The sequence below is a fragment of the Nostoc sp. genome, assembly GCF_036917135.1.
GTDB lineage: Bacteria > Cyanobacteriota > Cyanobacteriia > Cyanobacteriales > Nostocaceae > Nostoc.
In genome coordinates, this window is sequence record NZ_JBALEA010000020.1 from 20834 (window position 1) to 39102 (window position 18269).

Sequence of the window (18269 nt, forward strand, 5' to 3'; positions counted from 1 at the left end):
TTTATAGCGCAAATTTATTTTTTAATGCTCTGCCTAGATTACATTTTAAGTAGTAAAAAGGACTCATCATACTAGCCAAGTAAAACTCCATCTCAAAATGAGCAATGAGATTACTTTTCAATTCCCCTCTATACTGAATGAGGTGCTGTAATACTCGGCGTAAATTTCCAAAAATAGTTTTCACAAACACTATTGGTTTTTGCCAATTTTTAGTATTTATCAAGCGTAACTGGAAAATACACAAGCCACAGCCGCGTGCTAGAGTTAGGAGATAATCTTTCTCAAGTCGCCAATGTGGTATTTGGTGATAAGTATGCATGGTAGGGTTATACCAAATTTGCCAACCCGCATAATGTATGTAAAGCAATGGTTCGTAGTCATCACCCTGCACCAAAATACCGGGCAATTTCCCGCTTAAAGTAGGTCGTTCTGGTACATTTTCACACCATACTTGTTTCCTGACAACAAGGGCGGCACCAGGAGGAAGTCTTAAATTATCTGCATCAAATAAATGTGGATTTGAACCCTGTTCTCTGATAGCCAAAAAAGCTTGAATTCTTTCAAAATTTTCTGGCGGTTTTACTTCAAAATCACCATGAATCTGTCCACCCCAAGCACCTGCTTGAGGATGCTCTAATCCAAAAATATATGCTTCTGATAACCAATTAGGAGCAGGTAAGTTATCATCATCTAAAAATGCTATTAGCTGCCCTCTAGATTCACGCACTGCCCGCAATCTTGCAAAAGCGGCTCCCTGTTCAGTTTCTAAAAAGTATCTTAAATGACAAATTCCATCATAATTCTTTTGGTAATTATGGATTATTTCAGATGTATTATCAGAACTATTGTTATCTACAATAATAATTTCCCAGTTAAGTTTTTCTACTCCTGTCTGGGTTAAGAGTTTATCCAAAATTTTAGGTAATCGGTTTGCTCCATTATATGCAGGAATGGCTACGCTAACATCTAACTTTTTAATTGCTAATTCAGTCATAATCGCTAATATTTTGAGAACTTATTTTTTAAAATATCCATTTTTCCAAAGATAAAAAGGGCTAATGAAACTACTTAAAAAAAGTTCCATTTCGCAAGCAACCACCAAATCTTCTTTTATCTTAGTTCGATATTTGAGTATATGGAAGGCAATTTTACGCAGATCATTTATCATATAAGATAAAAGAGCAATTGGTCTATATATATGTTTTATATTAACCATTCTAGTTACATAACGGCTAAGTCCAATCCCCCGAAAAAGCTGAATTAAATAATCTTTTTGTAAACGAAATTTTGGGATTTTGTGAGAAATTTCCATTTCTGGGTTATACCAAATTTCCCATCTTGATTTTTGGATATGAGACAACATTTCTAAGTCTTCACCGGCAAGCATATTGCCTTTAACTCTACCATTTAAAATAGACTTATCTGGTACATTTTCTAACCATGCCTGTTTACGAACAACAAGTCCGGCAGTCGGGGGTAGAAAGTTTTTGCCTGCTTCATATAATAGCGGTAAATTCCCTCGCTCTGTAATCGCCAAGAATGGAGCAATTCGCTGAAAGTTTTCTGGTGGTTCTACTTCCCAATCAGGGTGGATTTGACTACCATAGGCTCCCGCTTTAGGATATTTTTCACCAAAATCATAAGCTGCGGCTACCCAATTTGATATCGGGTAATTATCATCATCTAGAAAACCTATAAATCTACCTTTAGCTTCTATAACTGCCTTTTTTCTGGCATAAGCGACTCCCTGTTGTGCTTCAAAGCAATACTTTAAAGGGTAAGGACACTGCCAATTTTGTTGATAGCTTTGGACAACTCTAGCTGTGTTATCAGTGCTGTTGTTGTCTACAACTATAATTTCCCAAGATAAATTTTCGGTGTGAAGTTGGTTTTGTAGTCGTTCTAGTAGTTCAGGCAAACGACTTTCACCGTTATAAGTTGGGATAGCTACAGTAAAGTCAAGGTTTTCAGTCATTTGACAAAAGTTACATTTTGATATGTTGATTAGGACGCTTTTTATTATGTTCAGCCAATGGCTAGTTTATCAGCGACTCTTAAATAAATCTATCAAACATTAAAACTGCACATGATGTTTCAATTTTGCTATCAATGTGCAGTTTTATGTACAGTGGTATTACGTATTTTTAAATAAAGATTCCTACCTAAACTACTTAATTGCATTGGTTGTCTTTTGCTGCTACCATTACTCCCAAAAGAGTTTCCACAATGACACATCGCTTTATACTAGGCGATATAGAATTTGCAGAGCTTGGTACAGCTACCACTATTTTTAACCCTGTAGCTGTTCCAAAGTTTGGAGTTGGTAAAGTTGGTAAAGCTCCCATATAGTCAAAGGTAATTTGTGTTGACGTATTTGAAGCAGGGTAAGATACAGTAGAGGTGGAATTGACAGTATTTGCACTAGTGAGATTTGTACCCAGTAGTAATTTATTAGAATTGGCTCCCACATCTGCCCCTAAAGGTTTCCATGTGCTGATTCCAGCATTGGTACGGTAAATAGCAACCTGTACATCTTGAGTTGTGCTATCTGTCTGAAAACTCACACTGTAGCTAAGTTTATTTCTTTTAGCTTCGCTCTGTGCTTCTCGCAATGCTGCTAGAACTGCGTCGTTAACCTTATTTACCTGCTGTCGATTTGCAAAGGCAAGCCAGCTAGGAGCTGCGATCGCTGATAAAATTCCGATCATTAGCACCACTACAAGCACTTCTATTAAAGTAAAGCCAGCATCGTGTTGAGGATGAAATCGCTCCTTGGTGTCTTTATTACACAGCTTAGTGTGTAATAACTTTAAAGTTAGGTTGCTCATAATGCCTCACTATTAGTTGTGCTGTCTCTTCTAAAGTTTATTTACTATATAAATATCCATGTCCCTGCACGCGGATGCTTGCTGTTGGGAAGTAGGTTTGGTTAGTTGAAGAGTAATCGAAATTGCTAGTTTGCAACCTAGCTAGTGCATTGCCTCGTAAAAACACCTGTGCTGTGGTGTTGGCAACATCAACGCAAGTATAAAAGCCCATATAACTACCATAACTAGGTGTTCCAGTGGAGCAAGTAGGAGTTGAAGCAATAGAGGTTTGATCAATAAAATCAATTAGTACAGAAGATTGTTGAGTGTAAGCTGTTGAGGTTGTGGCTTTCCATGAATTCATTTGTTGAGTTAGACCTGCGGCACCTGGTAGATTCAGATTAAAACGCTGAAAACCTGGATTGGGGCAGTGGCTGGTGTCAATATATGTATCATTGGGATAGTCAGTACAATTCCCATTAGTACCACTAGAAGCCAGAACTCCATCACTAATTTCAAATCTGGCAATACGAGCGGCATTTGACCAAGTAGTATTACTATCTTTGATTAAATAGTAGGCAACTAGTGAGTAAACAAAAGTGTCATCTTTAGTGCTGCTGGGAGTGGTAATTAGACCTGAAATAAACTTGCGTTTCCAAAACACGAGAATTGGTTTACAAGTAGCAGTAGAACTACAACCAGTAGCACTTTTAACAGGCGGTATTTGGTCTTGAATTCCTGAGCTTGCTGGGGTAGTGTTTGAATTGGTAGTCAGTGCAGTTCTATCATATATATAGACAGCTTGTTGTAAATCATTGGCAATGTAATCAACTGCTGTCTGGATTTCTTGTTCAGAATTTGCTTTTGCTTGCTCCTTCTGATCTGTACTAAGAATATTAACCATGAATCCTAGCAGTGGTGTAATCACAAGAAATGCCAGCAATAAGGCTACCAAAAGTTCTATCAGGGTAAAACCATGAACTTGCTGAACAAACTTAGAGTGTTTCAGCTGGATGCTGAGAAGATATCTGAGTACATTCTTCATAACTACGGTCTGTCCCTTAGTGATAGAAATACATCTAGTGAATGGTGGTGTATATATTCAGTCTTTTAGGGTGAGCATCTTACCCGCCTTTGGCTATGGGCGGGCAAGATGCCATTGGTGTCAAGTTAAGCTAAAACTTCTTACGTCAATAAGCATTTATGCTTAAAAATGCGGTTTGAAAGGGACAAAAAACGAACTTTTTCAGGGACTATTAATGCTTTGTTTATCAGCATCACTCGCAGTTTGCGTATAAAGCTCATAAAAAAGTTCACCTTTATACTTCGTTCCAAACAAAACCTATCGTTGACAAATGGGTTTTAACCTTAAGTTGACACTAATGGCAAGATGTCCACCCCACAAGAAGTAATTGAGTATTTTTTTATTTGGAAGTTACTAATTACAAGTATTGTTACTAGTAGTGCTGCTAGTAATAGCAAGACGTTGACACAGAGCATTGAAGGAAGTGTTTTTAGAACCGATTTCAGTTGTCATTTCCACTAGTGGGGATTGGGTATTGCCCAAAGTTCCAGTGAAAGAGTTTTGTGTTCTATTGATACTACTGTCGGTAGCGCTAGCATAGACAGTTTTAGTAACGTCAATATCTGATCGATAAACTCGAATTGCCAAACGGTAGCCATCCTTTGGTAGACCTGTGCTATCAGTTGGGCTGCTTCCTGTTACTATAATTTTCACAGCCTGAATGTAAAATATCTTGGTTGTGTTGCTTGTACAGTCTGGGTTACTAATAGCTATGTTATTGTTTGTATCTTTTGTCACGCAATATAGCGATGTTAGCGGTGCTGATGTTGTTCCAGGAACTGGCATACTTGTGGCGCTCGTAGTAATTAAATTGTCAGTTAAACTCCTGGGTGTTGCAGTGGCTGATTGAGTCAATGTAATAGTGGTAGCAGGAATTGTCACTGCTCCAGTTTTCACGCCATCGATGAAAGTTCTGGCAGCTTGTGTGGCTAGTTCTACGCGTTTTGATTGGACGCGAGTTGCTGTTGCAATCACAATGGTAGGTGCGATCGCAGCCAGTAAAATAGCAACTACTAGCATTGCTACCAGTGACTCAATGATTGTAAAACCAGACTCACTAGATGGTTGACTTACTTGCTGTGGTTTGGGCTTAATCATAGTTACTCACCAGTTTCTAGAAATTAAAGATCAACTACAGCCAGAGGTAGGACGTTGATCTGCATCGACGACATTAGTGTTGTCTGAGGCTTTTTTGGCACACAACAACGTTTGCACCCATGCATCATCTCGACCAACTTCCCGGAAGTATTCATTGGGTTTGTCGTCTGGCGTGATCGCTAACTTTTGCGAAAATGCGTCTGGTGATTGCGACAGCAAGGCGACATCATAACCCCATTGCCTTTTGGGAGCTAGAGAAAAAGGTATTAGACCACCGGCATTAGCGATCGGATATGGTGCGCTGGATGAGTTATTTAAGAACGCATAAAATGGTGCAGTAGCATAGACACTACGAGTTCTTTGGATAAAAGAGCCGTTAACTATAGCTGCATAAGCTGCGTTGATGTCGCTAGTAGGGTTCCAATCTTCCAGGAAGCGAACAAAGTTGTGTAAACCACCATTATCTTCTGTAGGACGAGCTGGGGTGTCTCCGCCTGCTGCGACTAGGTTAAAGGTGGTACTTGTTGCTGCCCATTGCATCCAGTAACTATCCTGTGTATTACCAGGGCCTATTCTGCTAGTTGATGTTGGTGATGCATTTTCATCAGTGCCGAAAGCCACTTGAATTTGTAACATTGGTGATAAAATTGGTTGGGTTTTTGTACCAGCAGTAAATGTTGCTGGTAAAAATACTGGAGGATTATTATCACTGTTGTTTGATTTGAACCATAGAGCATAAGCTTTGGAATCTGGTTGACTAGTAGAACTAAAACTATTGAGTGAAAATGCTCTTATTGTCCCGCTATTGAAGCCTATAATGTATGGCTTACTATTAGTGTCAAGCACGAGTTGTCCAGATGTAGGTTGTCCAGATGTAGTATCACGCTGAAAGGCAACACGGCGAGGATAGCTCAGATAACTGGCATCTGGTGGCACTGCTGTTGTACCAGCCTTGTGCTTGGTAATGTCAAATGTCTTGGTAAGAGAGTTTGTTGCATCGGAGGCTTTTATACCTGCTGGATATGTAGCATCACCAGGTAGTGTTACCCACCAATCAGTAGCTGGGTCGCAAGCTGAAACAGGTAGTTTCTTACATACTTCCATTAAATACTCTGGGCCAGTTTTCCTTCGCTGGATGGGTGTAACAAAGTTATTGAGGTAAGAACTGTTTTTAGTGGCAAGAGGCCAGATATTATTAGCATCAGCAGGGGCAACGTTAGGGTTAAACCAGATAGCATTGATGACATTGGCGTTGTTGGTAGGAACTACAACATTACTACTATTGATAAAAGCAAACCCATTGTTCTGAAATGCGGTAATAGAATTAGTATCCCCCAAATTATTATTCAGGTCATAGTCGCCATCGCTACGGTAGCCCAACTTAAAGTTGCTAGAAAGAAGTGTGATTGCATCTGACAACACACTGGCTGGTCGCCATGCATCCCCTGTGGTACAGTTTGGTAGTCTAGCGTCACCAGTACGACAAGCAAAGTTTTTATTACGGGTTGATGCGGTGCGAGAGTAAAAATTGCTCCAATCACTAGCTAGAGCGGTTGTAAACTCTTCTTGGGTATGTTTATTAAAGTCGCCTTTGACATATACAGGTAAATTAGAGGCTAAAATCAAGCCTTTTTCTGCATCTCTGTAAGTCTGAACACGCCAGATTGGGTCGCCATTGATTAACATAATGGCGTTAGGACGGCGAGTTGGGTCAAGTATAAAGTCTACCGGGCTTTGTGTTTTTTGTGCATCTGTGCCAATACTAGAACTGGCACTCAAATCTAAAAGTGCATCATCCCGTGTAGCGTAAATAATACCGCTATTGGGAATTAAGTATTCTTGTGTTGTTGCTGTGCCATAAGTTTTTGCCCGCAACTTACTAATATCTAATACAGTGGCGCGAATTTCCAGGGGTTGGCGGGTTTCTTTGGCGAGTTCGTAGGCTGGAGTTGTCACGCTTGCTACTGTCCCAGTTCCATCTCCATTTACGCCATCGGCGTTGGTGAACGTATTTACACCAAGTGCCGTTGTCGCGTCTTTATGAATTGCCTTAATCTGCCTTGCATCTAAAAAAGCAGTTTCGTAAATTGCGCCGTGAGGGATGACAGTATCACTTGGATCGCCGATAGTACCGTCTAATATTTGAATGGCACAGATAGCAGCATGAATAGCAGACTGTTCTGAGAGTGTCCGAGAGGCAGCTGCTTTTGGTAAAGCGGTGCTGAGTACTTCATTTACCAACCGCCCATTGGGATACCTTAAACTAGCTTGGTAGTTTAGTAAATCTGAATAGTCAGTAACACCCTTTGTTGGAGGTGCGTACACAATACCATTATGGGAGTTGCCATTTGGATCAGACAGAATATTTGCTAGTGTGAGTGTACTAAAAGCTCCAAGGTTCTTAGCTTTAGTGCTATTGGTAGGATCGTTGAAGCTACTGATACAAGCAATGGGTGTAGGGGTTGTAGCACTGTAGCCACTCGCTTGGTAGTGATAAACTGCCGTAGCCCGCATCCGCAAATACGGCGTATTGCTACTGTCGGGTAATTGGACAATTTCACTGGCATTATCATTTCTGTTATCTTGAATTGATTTATCAGCTTTGATGCTAATAGTATTAGGGACGGGCATCATATCTGACCAAATTCTGTTTGTAACAGCAAAAGCCGCGTCTAAAGCAGCTTTGGTACTAGTAACAGTGAAACCTTTAGGCAAATAAATCCCTGCACCAGTGATTACCCGTAAGCCGCCCACAGGATCTTGGGGAGTCGTTGGTACTTTAGCAGCTGCTGATTCCCAGTCTCCATCTCGCTCAACAGTTCCTAAATCAGCCAGTTGCTGTACACGACTGCGGCGATTGCGAGTTCCAGCTCCGTTGTCCCAGCCAATACCTGTAATATCTTGGGTATCTGTGCTATCTGAACCAATAAATGCCGATTTCGCTGTGCTCCACCACAATGCAGGTAGGTTATTACCAAGCAAAATGCGATCGCCAACATATTGTTCTTGACCTAGTTTTTCCTGCGTAGTTGGCTCTGTAGCACTAGGTAACAGCTTAGTAGCATCAGAAGCATTAGGTTTAAGTGTTAAGTTAGTATAATTAGTCTTGGTTTTACCATCAGTAGGATCAAAGGGATAAACCCAAGTGTCCGGTGGGCGCAATGAGTCACCACTTCCTTGTAGCGGTGTATTTGCTGTAGTAGTATCATAAGTTCCTCTTGCATCTACACCAAAAGCAACTTCAGCATAGGGTACACGGCGGGTACGTTTTTTAAAGTAAAGTCCTAGCTGGTTATTACGGATACTAGCTTGTTGCGCTGTAGAGGCTGTGGCAGTAGTTAGATTTAATACTTTTAGTTGCTGTGCAATACCATCTTTGACTTCCTGCGGATCAGTAGATGCAAGGTTAGCCGCCTGTACTTGCACCAAGAGATTGATGCGCTGTACATAAGCTAAACTATTATAGGCAATATTACTTGGTTGTCCATTAACTGATTTGTTACTAGCAACATTAGAAGCGGTATTGGGATTAACTCCTTGCCCTTGGAATAAATGTACTCCAGTACTGTTGCTTAAATCACTAGTATCAATGAAACCACCTGCGGCTAAATTGCCACCTACAACAATTTTGGCATTGTCTTCATCGTAAAAACAGGAATCTTTACTACTAACCTGATAAAGCGTAACAAATTGAAACCCGCTACCAGTCAGGAAGTTACTATTAGTCAAGATCCGTCCATTTAGGTTAAATGTAGGACCAGGGACAAGTTCTACATCATCGTCAAAAACCACCGCATTGTTAACTAGCGGTAGTTGTATACGGTCTTGTTGATATTCTAAACCTGAAAAGCCTTTATTCCCTTTGAAAGTTTCGTAATTGGTTGGTGGGTTAGGATTAGTGATGGGAACATTAGCGGTGTAGACGAAAAAGCTTTTTTTGAGCTTACTAGCAATATTAAACCAACCCGTACTCCCCACCAAAGTAGCACTCGTTCCCAAAGTATCTTGACAACCATTGCTGATACTACCAGAAGTCATGGGAGGGGTTCTGGCCTCTAGAGGATTTCTAGCGCGGCTGTATGTGCCACCACTTATGGGTGGATTTCGGAAGTAAATTCCATAAAGAGTATAGGTGTCAAATTTTCCATTGTTATTGGTATCAATGGGAAACATCCATGCAGTTGGTAGTGCTGTTTGAACGGTTGGTGTTGCATTTGGATCGGTATAATTCAGATTGAGTTGAGTTTCATCTCCAAAAGTATATTCATTCAAATTAGTTTTTAAGGTACTCTCTAAAGCTGTATCTGAGGGTGTAGCTCGTGGGAGTCGGCGGTCATCAAATAGCTTGTCTAATTTGGCTCTAGCTCTATCAATAGCTGGTGCGGCGGCATTAAGCACAGCCTCATTTACTCGGACATTACTGGCATTTTTAGAGCGCTCAAAAGACCGAAATAAAATGGCAGCAGTTAATAATACGACTACTATTAATACCATTGCCACTGTCGGCAACAAAAACCCAGCATTCTCAGAGCCGCGTCTTCTTGGAGTGCCAAAACAAGTCCGCAGTAGCCAAATAAGTTGTTTGTTAATTGCAGATAAAAACTGCTTACTAATTTGTTTGAAGGTTTTTTGAATTGCCTTGACTAGCTGACCTTTTCGAGACATAGCTGCTTCCCTGTCAAGTGGTTTTTAACGAATCTTTGATTTTTTGACATCTTTAGTTCATGCCTGTTAAGTATTTTTACAGGCAAAAAATGAGACTATTTTATTTAACTACTGCATCTGGTTTTACTAACTTTCAAATAAAGTAGCTACAACAAAAGACAGTTTATTTAAAGTTATATCATTCAGTAATTGTTGATTTTATCCGGTAAACACTGATTTTTTTAAAATTATTTCATTCAAGTCTGATCAGGAATAAGTGCATGACTTCACAGTAAAATTGCGGAAATGTATTTGATTTGAAGGCAAGTTTATGAAGATGTTGTTAGCAGAGTAAACTTAGAATACCCATCTGTTAAAGGAAAGATATCAATTGGGTGCAAAATAATCAAATGTTCGGCTGATGTTGATCACATTTGTAAAATTCGGACAGCAAATGAAAAAGCCAACACAGTTAGTCGCTGGATGGCAGCAATGGTAATTGGGTCGCTTTGATATTTAAGAAGGCGGTTTTGAGCGTGGCAAACAGTTGTTCAATTCGCCGTATGTACCATCTAATTACACAGAGTGCTTGTTCTAAACAAACGACCTTGTGGGTAGTCAGCAATCGCCTATGAATCACTTCTTGACCCAGAGGTGGGTTGACTTAAACTCCGTAAAGCGTCACACTGACTGGATAATCTAAGGCACTCAATATTCTCCGCCGAAATGGTCATACTTCCATCACAATAGATATCTCTCTAATGAGATTGACAAACTTCTTGCCCGAATCTCTAACTTTTAACAGAGGACGATTGACTTGACTACATAGTATATTTACTTAAAGAGGATAGGTTCTACATTTGTAATTATTTTTGCAAATAAAATTTACTAAGATATACGAGTATGTTTTAGTAGCTTATAGCTCAGGGTTTAGACTGAAGTTAATTACAGTTTTAACTTCTATAAATTAAGATGAGATAAATTAACAATCGGGAGGAAAATCAAATATTCTTGTCTAGTTACTTTAGCGGAAAATTTTTTGTAATATTTACGACAAAAGTATTTCAAGCTTTATTCTCTAGTCTCAAAGTCTGAATCAATCAATTCCTGCATCACCAATTGGAAAAAGAGTTGGATGGTTTGACTTACTTCAGTATGACAAAAGAAAAATTAGGTTAGCTAGTGATAGAGCTTCAGAAATTAAAAGAGAAGGTGAATTGAATAAATGGAGAAAAAAATAGTGAACAAGGATGATTTTCTCTTCCCTCGTGGTCGCTACTACGGTCAGGTAAAGCCAGAAAACTTGGTTTTTAATGCGAATCTACAAGAATTTGCTCAACGCGTAAGTTACATTTGCAACTTAGAAACAGGTGGAAAAGTGCCTCCAGGTGCAGCTTACGAACAAATAAAGGATCTATGGAAACAATTGAAACGCTCAAAAAAAGAGCTAGGAATTGGCGAAGATCCGTTTCAGGATGATCATGGAGAGGCTCAAGGTTGAATGGGGTATCCCTTCGGCTTCGCTCAGGGCAAGTGGGCATTGGGCAGAGGGAGAATAACTAATGACTAACGACTAATGACTATTTAGTAAGCATTGTGCAGACACCATCCCACGACTCTGGGGGCTGCGTTTGTTGGTAATTACACGCACCTTCTAGATGGATACCAACAGATCGCTCTTGGGGTTGGATGGATTTGGTGGCTTCAAAACACGCGATCGCCAATTAACTCGTGGATATTCACAGCCTGGTGTTTCCCTTTGAAGCGAATTTTATGGGAGCATCCACTTTTGGAAGAAACATAATTCTGATACTCCGAAAAGCCTACTATATGGTTCATCTAAAAAAGTAGATCCGCCGAAAGTGGATGCTCCCAATTTTATCTAACTGACGCACCCCAATGCGATCGCTGCACAATTGGTAAGTAAATTAACTCAAAGTTGACGTAGCCAAGACGCTGCCAGGATTGCCGAGTGTCATGGTAATTTTATAAGGCATTGGACATGATTATTTTTCTTGTCCTCCTCATCTCCCTCATCCTCACTAACCCACTGTTTACTCCCTACTCCCTGATTTTGCCAACTGTTCAGAAAGTATGACCTTTTGGTAGTAATCTTGCAACTGTCTGGTAGCAGCTGCCCAACCCCAACTTTCTGCTTCCTGGCGAGCATTTTGACGAATTATGTCTCGTTGTTGTTTTTGTTCTAAGAGGCGCACAGTAGCAGCTAACGCCCCTTGAACATCTGCTGTTGGCTCAAAAAGATATCCATTTACCCCATCTGTCACAATATCAGGAATTCCGCCGGAACGGGCTGCTACTACGGGACAGCCAGCTGCCATCGCTTCTAGTAGCACTAAGCCTAGTGTTTCTGTACGCGAGGGAAAGATAAAGGCATCAGCACTTGCAAAGGCAGAACCTAACTCTTGCCCCATAAGATAACCAACAAAATAAGTGTTTGTGCCAGCAAAGTGTTTTTGCAATGCTTGACGGTGGGGACCATCTCCAACTAATGCTAATCGCGCTGCCGGAATTGCTTCTAAGATTGGTTTGATGCGCTCAATTTCTTTTTCAGCCGAAAGCCGCCCAACGTAAAGTAGCAATGGACTTTCTGGATGATTTTGCGATAAGCGCGATCGCATCTCTACATTAGCTAAATCGGGGTGAAATAATTCTGTATCCACCCCGCGCTGCCATAAATCTACACGTTCAATACCGTGTGCTGTCAGTTCCTCAACCATTGCTGTGGAGGTACAGAGATTCAAAGCTGCTTGATTATGAGCGCTTTTCAGCAGTTCCCAAAGAAAACCCTCAAGCATCCCCAAGCCGTAATGCTGGAGATATTGGGGTAAATGGGTGTGATAAGACGCCACTAAGGGTATTTTGAGGATTTTGCTGTAAAATATGCCAGCTAAACCCAAAACTGCTGGATTCACCACATGAATAACATCCGGCTTAAACTCTTCTAAGGCGTAACCAATGGCTGGACGGGGTAATGCCATTTGCAATTCTGGATATAATGGCAGAGGAAAGCCAGTAACGCCGTAAACTTTAGCGCCTTTGTGTTCTGTGATGCCTCCATCAGGGGCAATCACCAACACTTGATTACCACTGCGCTGTAGATGGTCAACAGTATGACGCAGACGCGTTACAATGCCGTCAACCTTGGGTAAAAAGGTTTCGGTAAATAGAGCAATTCTCATATAAAACTATTCAATCCAGGCAGATAATCTCAGCTTGCGAATGCATTTTGCTATTAAACACAGAGTAAACTGTCTCGTATGCTGTAATCAATTCTGCACAGTCAAAATAACTGTGGTAAACGGCAAATTTAGTAGTAGCTGGACGATACACCTGATAAATAATAACTGAATGGTCGTCATATTGTGCTATAATATGACGACCAGTTTTTGACCCGCGATTTACTGGGGTTTATCCTAATTTCTGTGCCAAGAGACTTTAGGCAGAATTTGTTTATGATCAACTCGTTCCTGATACTTGATGGCAAAGTTTAACAGAGAATCGAGTAGAGAATCAGAGAGCAAGTGAGGCTGTAAACCTAAATCGAGCAATTTGGTGTTTTTCGCGTTGAAGTAATGTTCTTCTTTCTCGACTCTGGGATTATCTAGATGATTGATTTCTACCTTCAATCCGATAGCGTTACCAGCTTTTTTCACCATCAATGCCAATTCGCCGACGCTGAATTGTTCGGTAAATTGGTTAAATACGCGGAATTCACCTGGCTGTGCAGGGTTAGCGATCGCTAATTCCACACATCTGACTGTATCCCGAATATCCAAAAATCCGCGAGTTTGTCCACCTTTACCGTAGACAGTTAACGGATGTCCAATGGCTGCTTGAATACAAAAGCGGTTCAGTGCAGTACCAAACACACCATCGTAATCCAGTCGATTAATCAATAGTTCGTCTATCCCCGTTTCTTCGGTTAAAACGCCATAAACTACACCCTGATTTAAATCAGTTGCCCGCAATCCCCAAATCCGGCAAGCAAAGTGGATATTATGACTATCATGGACTTTGCTTAAATGGTACATTGAACCGGGCTGCTTGGGATAAGGTAGGGTATCCTTGCGTCCATTGTGTTCAATGGTGATATACCCTTCTTCGATATCAATGTTGGGTGTACCGTATTCACCCATCGTTCCCAGTTTCACCAAATGACAGTCGGGGAAATCTTCCCGCATGGCGTACAGCAAGTTCAACGTCCCAACTACATTATTGACCTGGGTAAGAACTGCGTGTTCTCGGTCAATCATGGAAAATGGGGCTGAACGCTGTTCACCAAAATGCACAAGGGCATTTGGCTGAAATTGCTGTAATGTTTTATGGAGAAACTCGTAATTCGTGATATCGCCGATGAACAAGTCGATCGATTTACCCGTCAAATCTTGCCAGCGCTGGAGACGTTGTTGAATTAGTGCGATCGGAGTGAGAGTTTCGACACCAAGTTCATTATCCCAATGCCGCCGCACCAAACTATCTAAAATTCCAACTTCATAACCTCGATTGGAAAGGTAAAGAGCAGTTGCCCAACCGCAATATCCATCACCACCAATAACCAGGACTTTCATCTTCACCAGTTTTTACTCGCTGATAGCTAAATCTACCAGGTTTCTGTACCCTGTTAATCATTATTCTCGCCTAGATATGGATTTTGTAGGAGTGGGGAGTGGGGGAGATGAGGGAGATGAGTGGACAAGGAGAATAACCCATACCCAATGCCCAATACAACTCTTGGAGAGGCTGCGCCAACGACTTCGCGGTAGTTGAGCATAGTCGAAACTCAGTACAAGTGCCCAATACTTCGACTCCTTTCGACTTCGCTCAAGGCAAGTCGCTCAGTACAAGTGCCCAATGCCCAATTAAAACTTTGAAATTCGATACTGCTGGGCAATGTAATAAAACAAACGATAGTAATCTTGAAATTTTTGGCTTTTGCTTCGTCCTCGCAAACAGTATTTCACTTGACTCTGAGTTAGCGTCAGTGTCATTGAACCTACTTGTTGATCAACTTCTACAACCATTACCCCTGAGACTCCTTGGGCAGTCTGAAAGTTGGGTTTTATCTTTTTTACTGACTCTTGAGCATTTGGTAACTGCTGACTTGCCCATCCCCGAATTTCCACTGAGTTATCCTGTGGTAAAATAAACGCGATTCCATCATCATTTGCTGGGGCTGCTAAAGAAGTCCAGTTACTCGGATATGGAAATTCAAAGCCATAACGGGAGTTGGTATAAGTTTTCCAAGCGATCGCTCCAGAGTTAAAATTATTTGCAGTACAACCCCACAGGATTATTACCAGGGCAATGACTCCGCTAACGCTGGCGGCAAACCGATAAATTCTTCGCCCCAAACTACAGGTTTTATTAGCAGTAGCCATTTACATCACACATTTTGCCAAAGTCACTGATTTTATACAAATACCAGAAACTCAGATCAATACCTTCGCCAGTTTACGAGTTATTCCCAAATCGGGAAACTACTGCATAAATTGCACAAAAAGAGCGCTGATTAAAAATTCAATAATATTCAGGATATTTACCATTCTCTTTTTAGTTCCCAGTATAGCAAGCTGAAAGTAAGTGCTTTATAACACAACTCATGTACAGCGCATCTCAGACAGCCGAGCTAACTTTGGAGCTTTTTCACTTCCAAACCAACACATCTTTACAATTTCCGCCAAATCTTTCTGTAATTTCCATCGGCAAGCCAAACGACCAAAAACCACCAGATATTGATGTTTCTGGCTTACCAGATTCCGATGTGGCATCCCGTATCCACGCCAAAATTTGGATAAATGGGGATGAATACCATATCAGTGATTTGGGCAGTTCTAATGGTACATACATTAACGGCGCGAAACTTCAGCCTCAAGTTTTTTCTCCACTGCAACCGGGAGATACAGTTTCCCTTGGGCAAGGAGACAAAATAACTTTCATGTTTAGGGTGCAGCAGCATTCTGCATCTGCCACAAAAAACTATACACCAAACTCTGCACCCACAAAAATTACAGTACCTGCGATCGCTAAAGAAGAGGAACAAGTAATCCTTGCCAGCAAGCTTATTGGCTTAGGACTAATCCTAGCAGGGATTACATTTTTAAGTACAAGCATTTATGTCAGTGTTTATTTACGCAGCACACCGGGAATTTTGCTGTGTGTGGGAGGCGTAGTAGCTCTGAATTGGGGTGGACGGGATCATCGGAAACTGGGATGGGTATTGATTGGCATCGGAATCGCTCTCTTCATCGCCAGTGGTGTTGTCATGGGTTCAGTGTCTCTTTTTTCGATGCTAGTGTCATTCGCTGGCATCTCCTGTGGATATCAGCTGTTTACAACCGGAAAGGTGTTCAACTTTAATCCACTTACACTGCAAATAACTAAAAAATAAGCATCGCTATTTCCCATAAAAGTTTCAGTTTTTGAGTTTACAGGTTTGTAGTCAGCGATTTATCGCCCAATTAAATAGCATTTCAGCCTCATTTGTAAATAAATGTAACAAAAGTAGCGTTAAAACGTTTTACTGTCTTGACAACCAAGAAAAGAACCGATAACTTGATATACATACCCGGGTAAGACCGTTAAAGAGTTATATGCAAACGCAAACTAAGCAAAAGGTCACTTTGTATTTATCGTCAGAGTTGCACAGAAAACTGAAGATTCGTTCAGCAATCGATTCCGAGCCAATGTCAGAACTTGCCGAACGCGCCCTTGGTTTTTACCTGTCTAATCAAGAATTAGTTGACGAGTTAGAAGATTCTGCCTATGGGCGGACTCATAGAGTTTATTCATGCCCAACTTGTGATAGCTCACTAGTCTTACGTGATGGGGAACTGGTTACTTTAGGCAATCAACCAGGAGTAGTTGGTCAAGAGCATCTTTCTATTGATGAGATGGATGAAGATGAAACCAATCCCAAGGGCGAGGAAGAGTTAGTTCCTTGCTAGATAGATATTCATGATTTGGTTGTCTTTACCAGAAGCAATGTCTCTACTGTCTCTATAAGGTCTCAAGTAGGTCGAAGTATGAAAGAAGAGCTCAGTATCCTAATTCAAGCTCAATACCCTTTAATCTACCTTGTGACCTCCGAGGAAGAGCGGGCCGAGCTAGCAGTTTCTACCATCGCTCAGTTGTTAAAGCCCCAGCGCCGAGTATTTATTTGGACAGTAACACACGGGATTGTGGAGTATGGTCAACCCCGGAATGTCACCCAACATAATACTGTGTCTCCAGAGGCAGCCATTGAGTGGATCATCCGGCAGAAAGAACCCAGTATATTTATTCTTAAAGATTTACACCCCTTTATTGATGCGCCTGCAACAAACAGATCGTTACGTGATGCGATCGCTAGCTTTAAAGGTACGCAAAAGAACATCATTTTGATGTCTCCCATGCAACAAGTACCTATAGAGTTGGAAAAAGAAGTTGTTGTTATCGACTTTACACTGCCAGATATGGCAGAGTTGAATAAAGTACTGACTCAGCACGTAGACCAAAATCGTGGTCGGCGGTTGACAACAGAAGCGCGAGAAAAACTTCTCAGAGCGGCTTTAGGTCTAACTAAAGATGAAGCTGAGAAAGTCTACCGTAAGGCACAGGTAACTACAGGGCGTTTGACGGAAGATGAAGTAGATATCGTTTTATCTGAGAAAAAGCAACTAATTCGGCGCAATGGGATCTTAGAATACATCGAAGAAGATGAAACCATTGATGCTGTAGGTGGCTTAGAAGAGTTAAAAAGATGGCTCAAGCAACGCTCTAACGCTTTTACAGAAAGAGCGAGAGAGTACGGTTTGCCTCAACCAAAGGGGATGTTAATTTTAGGAGTTCCCGGTTGTGGTAAGTCGCTAATAGCCAAAACTACTTCCCGACTGTGGGGTTTGCCACTATTGCGGTTGGATATGGGGCGAGTTTACGACGGCTCAATGGTGGGACGAAGTGAAGCAAATCTGCGGAACGCCCTGAAAACAGCAGAATCTATTTCCCCAGCGATTTTGTTTATCGATGAATTGGATAAATCCTTTGCTGGTAGTGGAGGTTCTTCCGATTCTGATGGGGGGACTTCAAGTAGAATCTTCGGCTCCTTCCTCACATGGATGCAAGATAAGAAATCACCAGTGTTCGTGATGGCAACCGCCAACCGAGTCGAACGCTTACCTGGCGAGTTCTTGAGGAAAGGACGCTTTGATGAAATATTCTTTGTCGATCTGCCAACACCGGAAGAACGGCAACACATTTTCAATATTCACCTGACGAAACGCCGTGAAGACATCTCTCGATTCGATCTTGAGCAACTAGCCAAGATGTCTGATGGCTTTTCTGGGGCAGAAGTTGAGCAAGCGATCGTTGCGGCAATGTATGAAGCTTTTGCCCAAGATCGGGAGTTCACCCAACTAGATATTATTGCTGCACTGAAGGCGACATTGCCACTGTCTCGAACGATGCAAGAACAAGTAACGGCTCTGAGAGATTGGGCCAGACAGCGCGCACGCCCCGCAGCATCCTCCGTAGCTGAATATCAGCGAATGGAGTTTTAAAAGCTTTCCTCTGCCATCCCAGGGGGAAAGGCTAGCTCCCAATGCTAGCAGTTATAAGAAAAAGCCGCATCCTACTAAGCG

The 18269-nt window shown here is 41.4% G+C and carries 13 protein-coding genes and 2 pseudogenes; 4 read left to right on the forward strand and 11 right to left on the reverse strand.

Translation table 11 applies throughout. The features are described 5' to 3' along the window. Nucleotide 1: 1 nt before the first annotated feature. The 7 genes and pseudogenes from hpsE (V7K50_RS04525) to V7K50_RS04555 all read right to left on the reverse strand — a co-directional run. Nucleotides 2-994 (reverse strand): hormogonium polysaccharide biosynthesis glycosyltransferase HpsE, encoded by a 993-nt coding sequence (hpsE, locus tag V7K50_RS04525; RefSeq protein WP_334957679.1) that lies wholly within the window; start codon nt 992-994, stop codon nt 2-4. Between the two features lie 21 nt (nt 995-1015). Then, nucleotides 1016-1975, reverse strand: coding sequence for a hormogonium polysaccharide biosynthesis glycosyltransferase HpsE (gene hpsE, locus V7K50_RS04530; RefSeq protein ID WP_334957681.1), 960 nt, complete (start codon nt 1973-1975; stop codon nt 1016-1018). A 196-nt stretch (nt 1976-2171) separates the two neighbouring features. Next, nucleotides 2172-2828 (reverse strand): type II secretion system protein, encoded by a 657-nt coding sequence (locus V7K50_RS04535; RefSeq protein WP_334957683.1) that lies wholly within the window; start codon nt 2826-2828, stop codon nt 2172-2174. Nucleotides 2829-2865: 37 nt separating this feature from the next. Beyond that, nucleotides 2866-3852: a hormogonium polysaccharide secretion pseudopilin HpsC gene (hpsC, locus tag V7K50_RS04540; RefSeq protein ID WP_334957685.1), complete on the reverse strand. Its 987-nt coding sequence runs from the start codon at nt 3850-3852 to the stop codon at nt 2866-2868. Nucleotides 3853-4245: 393 nt separating this feature from the next. Further along, nucleotides 4246-4989: a hormogonium polysaccharide secretion pseudopilin HpsB gene (gene hpsB / locus V7K50_RS04545; protein WP_334957687.1), complete on the reverse strand. Its 744-nt coding sequence runs from the start codon at nt 4987-4989 to the stop codon at nt 4246-4248. A gap of 30 nt (nt 4990-5019) precedes the next feature. Then, a complete protein-coding gene (hpsA, locus tag V7K50_RS04550; RefSeq protein WP_334957689.1) occupies nt 5020-9654 on the reverse strand; it encodes a hormogonium polysaccharide biosynthesis protein HpsA in 4635 nt (1544 codons plus the stop codon). 410 nt (nt 9655-10064) lie between these two features. After that, nucleotides 10065-10345, reverse strand: a pseudogene (locus V7K50_RS04555) (IS4-like element ISSysp3 family transposase); the annotation flags it as partial. A 513-nt stretch (nt 10346-10858) separates the two neighbouring features. Between V7K50_RS04555 and V7K50_RS04560 the strand changes: the two are divergent. After that, complete coding sequence (locus V7K50_RS04560) at nt 10859-11134, forward strand: DUF7219 family protein (RefSeq protein WP_334799809.1); 276 nt, start codon at nt 10859-10861, stop codon at nt 11132-11134. Between the two features lie 79 nt (nt 11135-11213). Here V7K50_RS04560 and V7K50_RS30635 read toward each other — a convergent pair. The 4 genes and pseudogenes from V7K50_RS30635 to V7K50_RS04575 all read right to left on the reverse strand — a co-directional run. Next, nucleotides 11214-11561, reverse strand: a pseudogene (locus V7K50_RS30635) (hypothetical protein); the annotation flags it as partial. A gap of 126 nt (nt 11562-11687) precedes the next feature. Then, nucleotides 11688-12833 carry a glycosyltransferase family 4 protein gene (locus V7K50_RS04565; protein ID WP_334957691.1) on the reverse strand — a complete coding sequence of 382 codons (1146 nt, stop codon included), beginning with the start codon at nt 12831-12833 and terminating at the stop codon, nt 11688-11690. A gap of 234 nt (nt 12834-13067) precedes the next feature. After that, nucleotides 13068-14222 (reverse strand): NAD-dependent epimerase/dehydratase family protein, encoded by a 1155-nt coding sequence (locus tag V7K50_RS04570; RefSeq protein ID WP_334957713.1) that lies wholly within the window; start codon nt 14220-14222, stop codon nt 13068-13070. Between the two features lie 291 nt (nt 14223-14513). Next, nucleotides 14514-15032 carry a hypothetical protein gene (locus V7K50_RS04575; RefSeq protein WP_334957693.1) on the reverse strand — a complete coding sequence of 173 codons (519 nt, stop codon included), beginning with the start codon at nt 15030-15032 and terminating at the stop codon, nt 14514-14516. Between the two features lie 221 nt (nt 15033-15253). Between V7K50_RS04575 and V7K50_RS04580 the strand changes: the two genes are divergently transcribed. From V7K50_RS04580 to ycf46, 3 genes are all read left to right on the forward strand, one after another. Then, nucleotides 15254-16042: an FHA domain-containing protein gene (locus tag V7K50_RS04580; RefSeq protein WP_334957695.1), complete on the forward strand. Its 789-nt coding sequence runs from the start codon at nt 15254-15256 to the stop codon at nt 16040-16042. Nucleotides 16043-16244: 202 nt separating this feature from the next. Continuing rightward, nucleotides 16245-16598: a hypothetical protein gene (locus tag V7K50_RS04585; RefSeq protein ID WP_334957697.1), complete on the forward strand. Its 354-nt coding sequence runs from the start codon at nt 16245-16247 to the stop codon at nt 16596-16598. Between the two features lie 78 nt (nt 16599-16676). Next, on the forward strand, nt 16677-18188 hold the full coding sequence (ycf46, locus tag V7K50_RS04590) for a stress-responsive protein Ycf46 (protein WP_094339753.1): 1512 nt from the start codon (nt 16677-16679) through the stop codon (nt 18186-18188). Nucleotides 18189-18269 lie beyond the last annotated feature (81 nt).

What these genes read in the sequence shown, in the direction of transcription:
- V7K50_RS04560 (WP_334799809.1), top strand. Translation starts at nt 10,859, where the DNA reads ATGGAGAAAAAAATAGTGAACAAGGATGATTTTCTCTTCCCTCGTGGT.
- hpsA (WP_334957689.1), bottom strand. Translation starts at nt 9,654, where the DNA reads ATGTCTCGAAAAGGTCAGCTAGTCAAGGCAATTCAAAAAACCTTCAAA.
- ycf46 (WP_094339753.1), top strand. Translation starts at nt 16,677, where the DNA reads ATGAAAGAAGAGCTCAGTATCCTAATTCAAGCTCAATACCCTTTAATC.
- V7K50_RS04570 (WP_334957713.1), bottom strand. Translation starts at nt 14,222, where the DNA reads ATGAAAGTCCTGGTTATTGGTGGTGATGGATATTGCGGTTGGGCAACT.
- hpsC (WP_334957685.1), bottom strand. Translation starts at nt 3,852, where the DNA reads ATGAAGAATGTACTCAGATATCTTCTCAGCATCCAGCTGAAACACTCT.
- hpsB (WP_334957687.1), bottom strand. Translation starts at nt 4,989, where the DNA reads ATGATTAAGCCCAAACCACAGCAAGTAAGTCAACCATCTAGTGAGTCT.
- V7K50_RS04575 (WP_334957693.1), bottom strand. Translation starts at nt 15,032, where the DNA reads ATGGCTACTGCTAATAAAACCTGTAGTTTGGGGCGAAGAATTTATCGG.
- V7K50_RS04580 (WP_334957695.1), top strand. Translation starts at nt 15,254, where the DNA reads ATGTACAGCGCATCTCAGACAGCCGAGCTAACTTTGGAGCTTTTTCAC.
- hpsE (WP_334957681.1), bottom strand. Translation starts at nt 1,975, where the DNA reads ATGACTGAAAACCTTGACTTTACTGTAGCTATCCCAACTTATAACGGT.
- V7K50_RS04535 (WP_334957683.1), bottom strand. Translation starts at nt 2,828, where the DNA reads ATGAGCAACCTAACTTTAAAGTTATTACACACTAAGCTGTGTAATAAA.
- V7K50_RS04565 (WP_334957691.1), bottom strand. Translation starts at nt 12,833, where the DNA reads ATGAGAATTGCTCTATTTACCGAAACCTTTTTACCCAAGGTTGACGGC.
- hpsE (WP_334957679.1), bottom strand. Translation starts at nt 994, where the DNA reads ATGACTGAATTAGCAATTAAAAAGTTAGATGTTAGCGTAGCCATTCCT.
- V7K50_RS04585 (WP_334957697.1), top strand. Translation starts at nt 16,245, where the DNA reads ATGCAAACGCAAACTAAGCAAAAGGTCACTTTGTATTTATCGTCAGAG.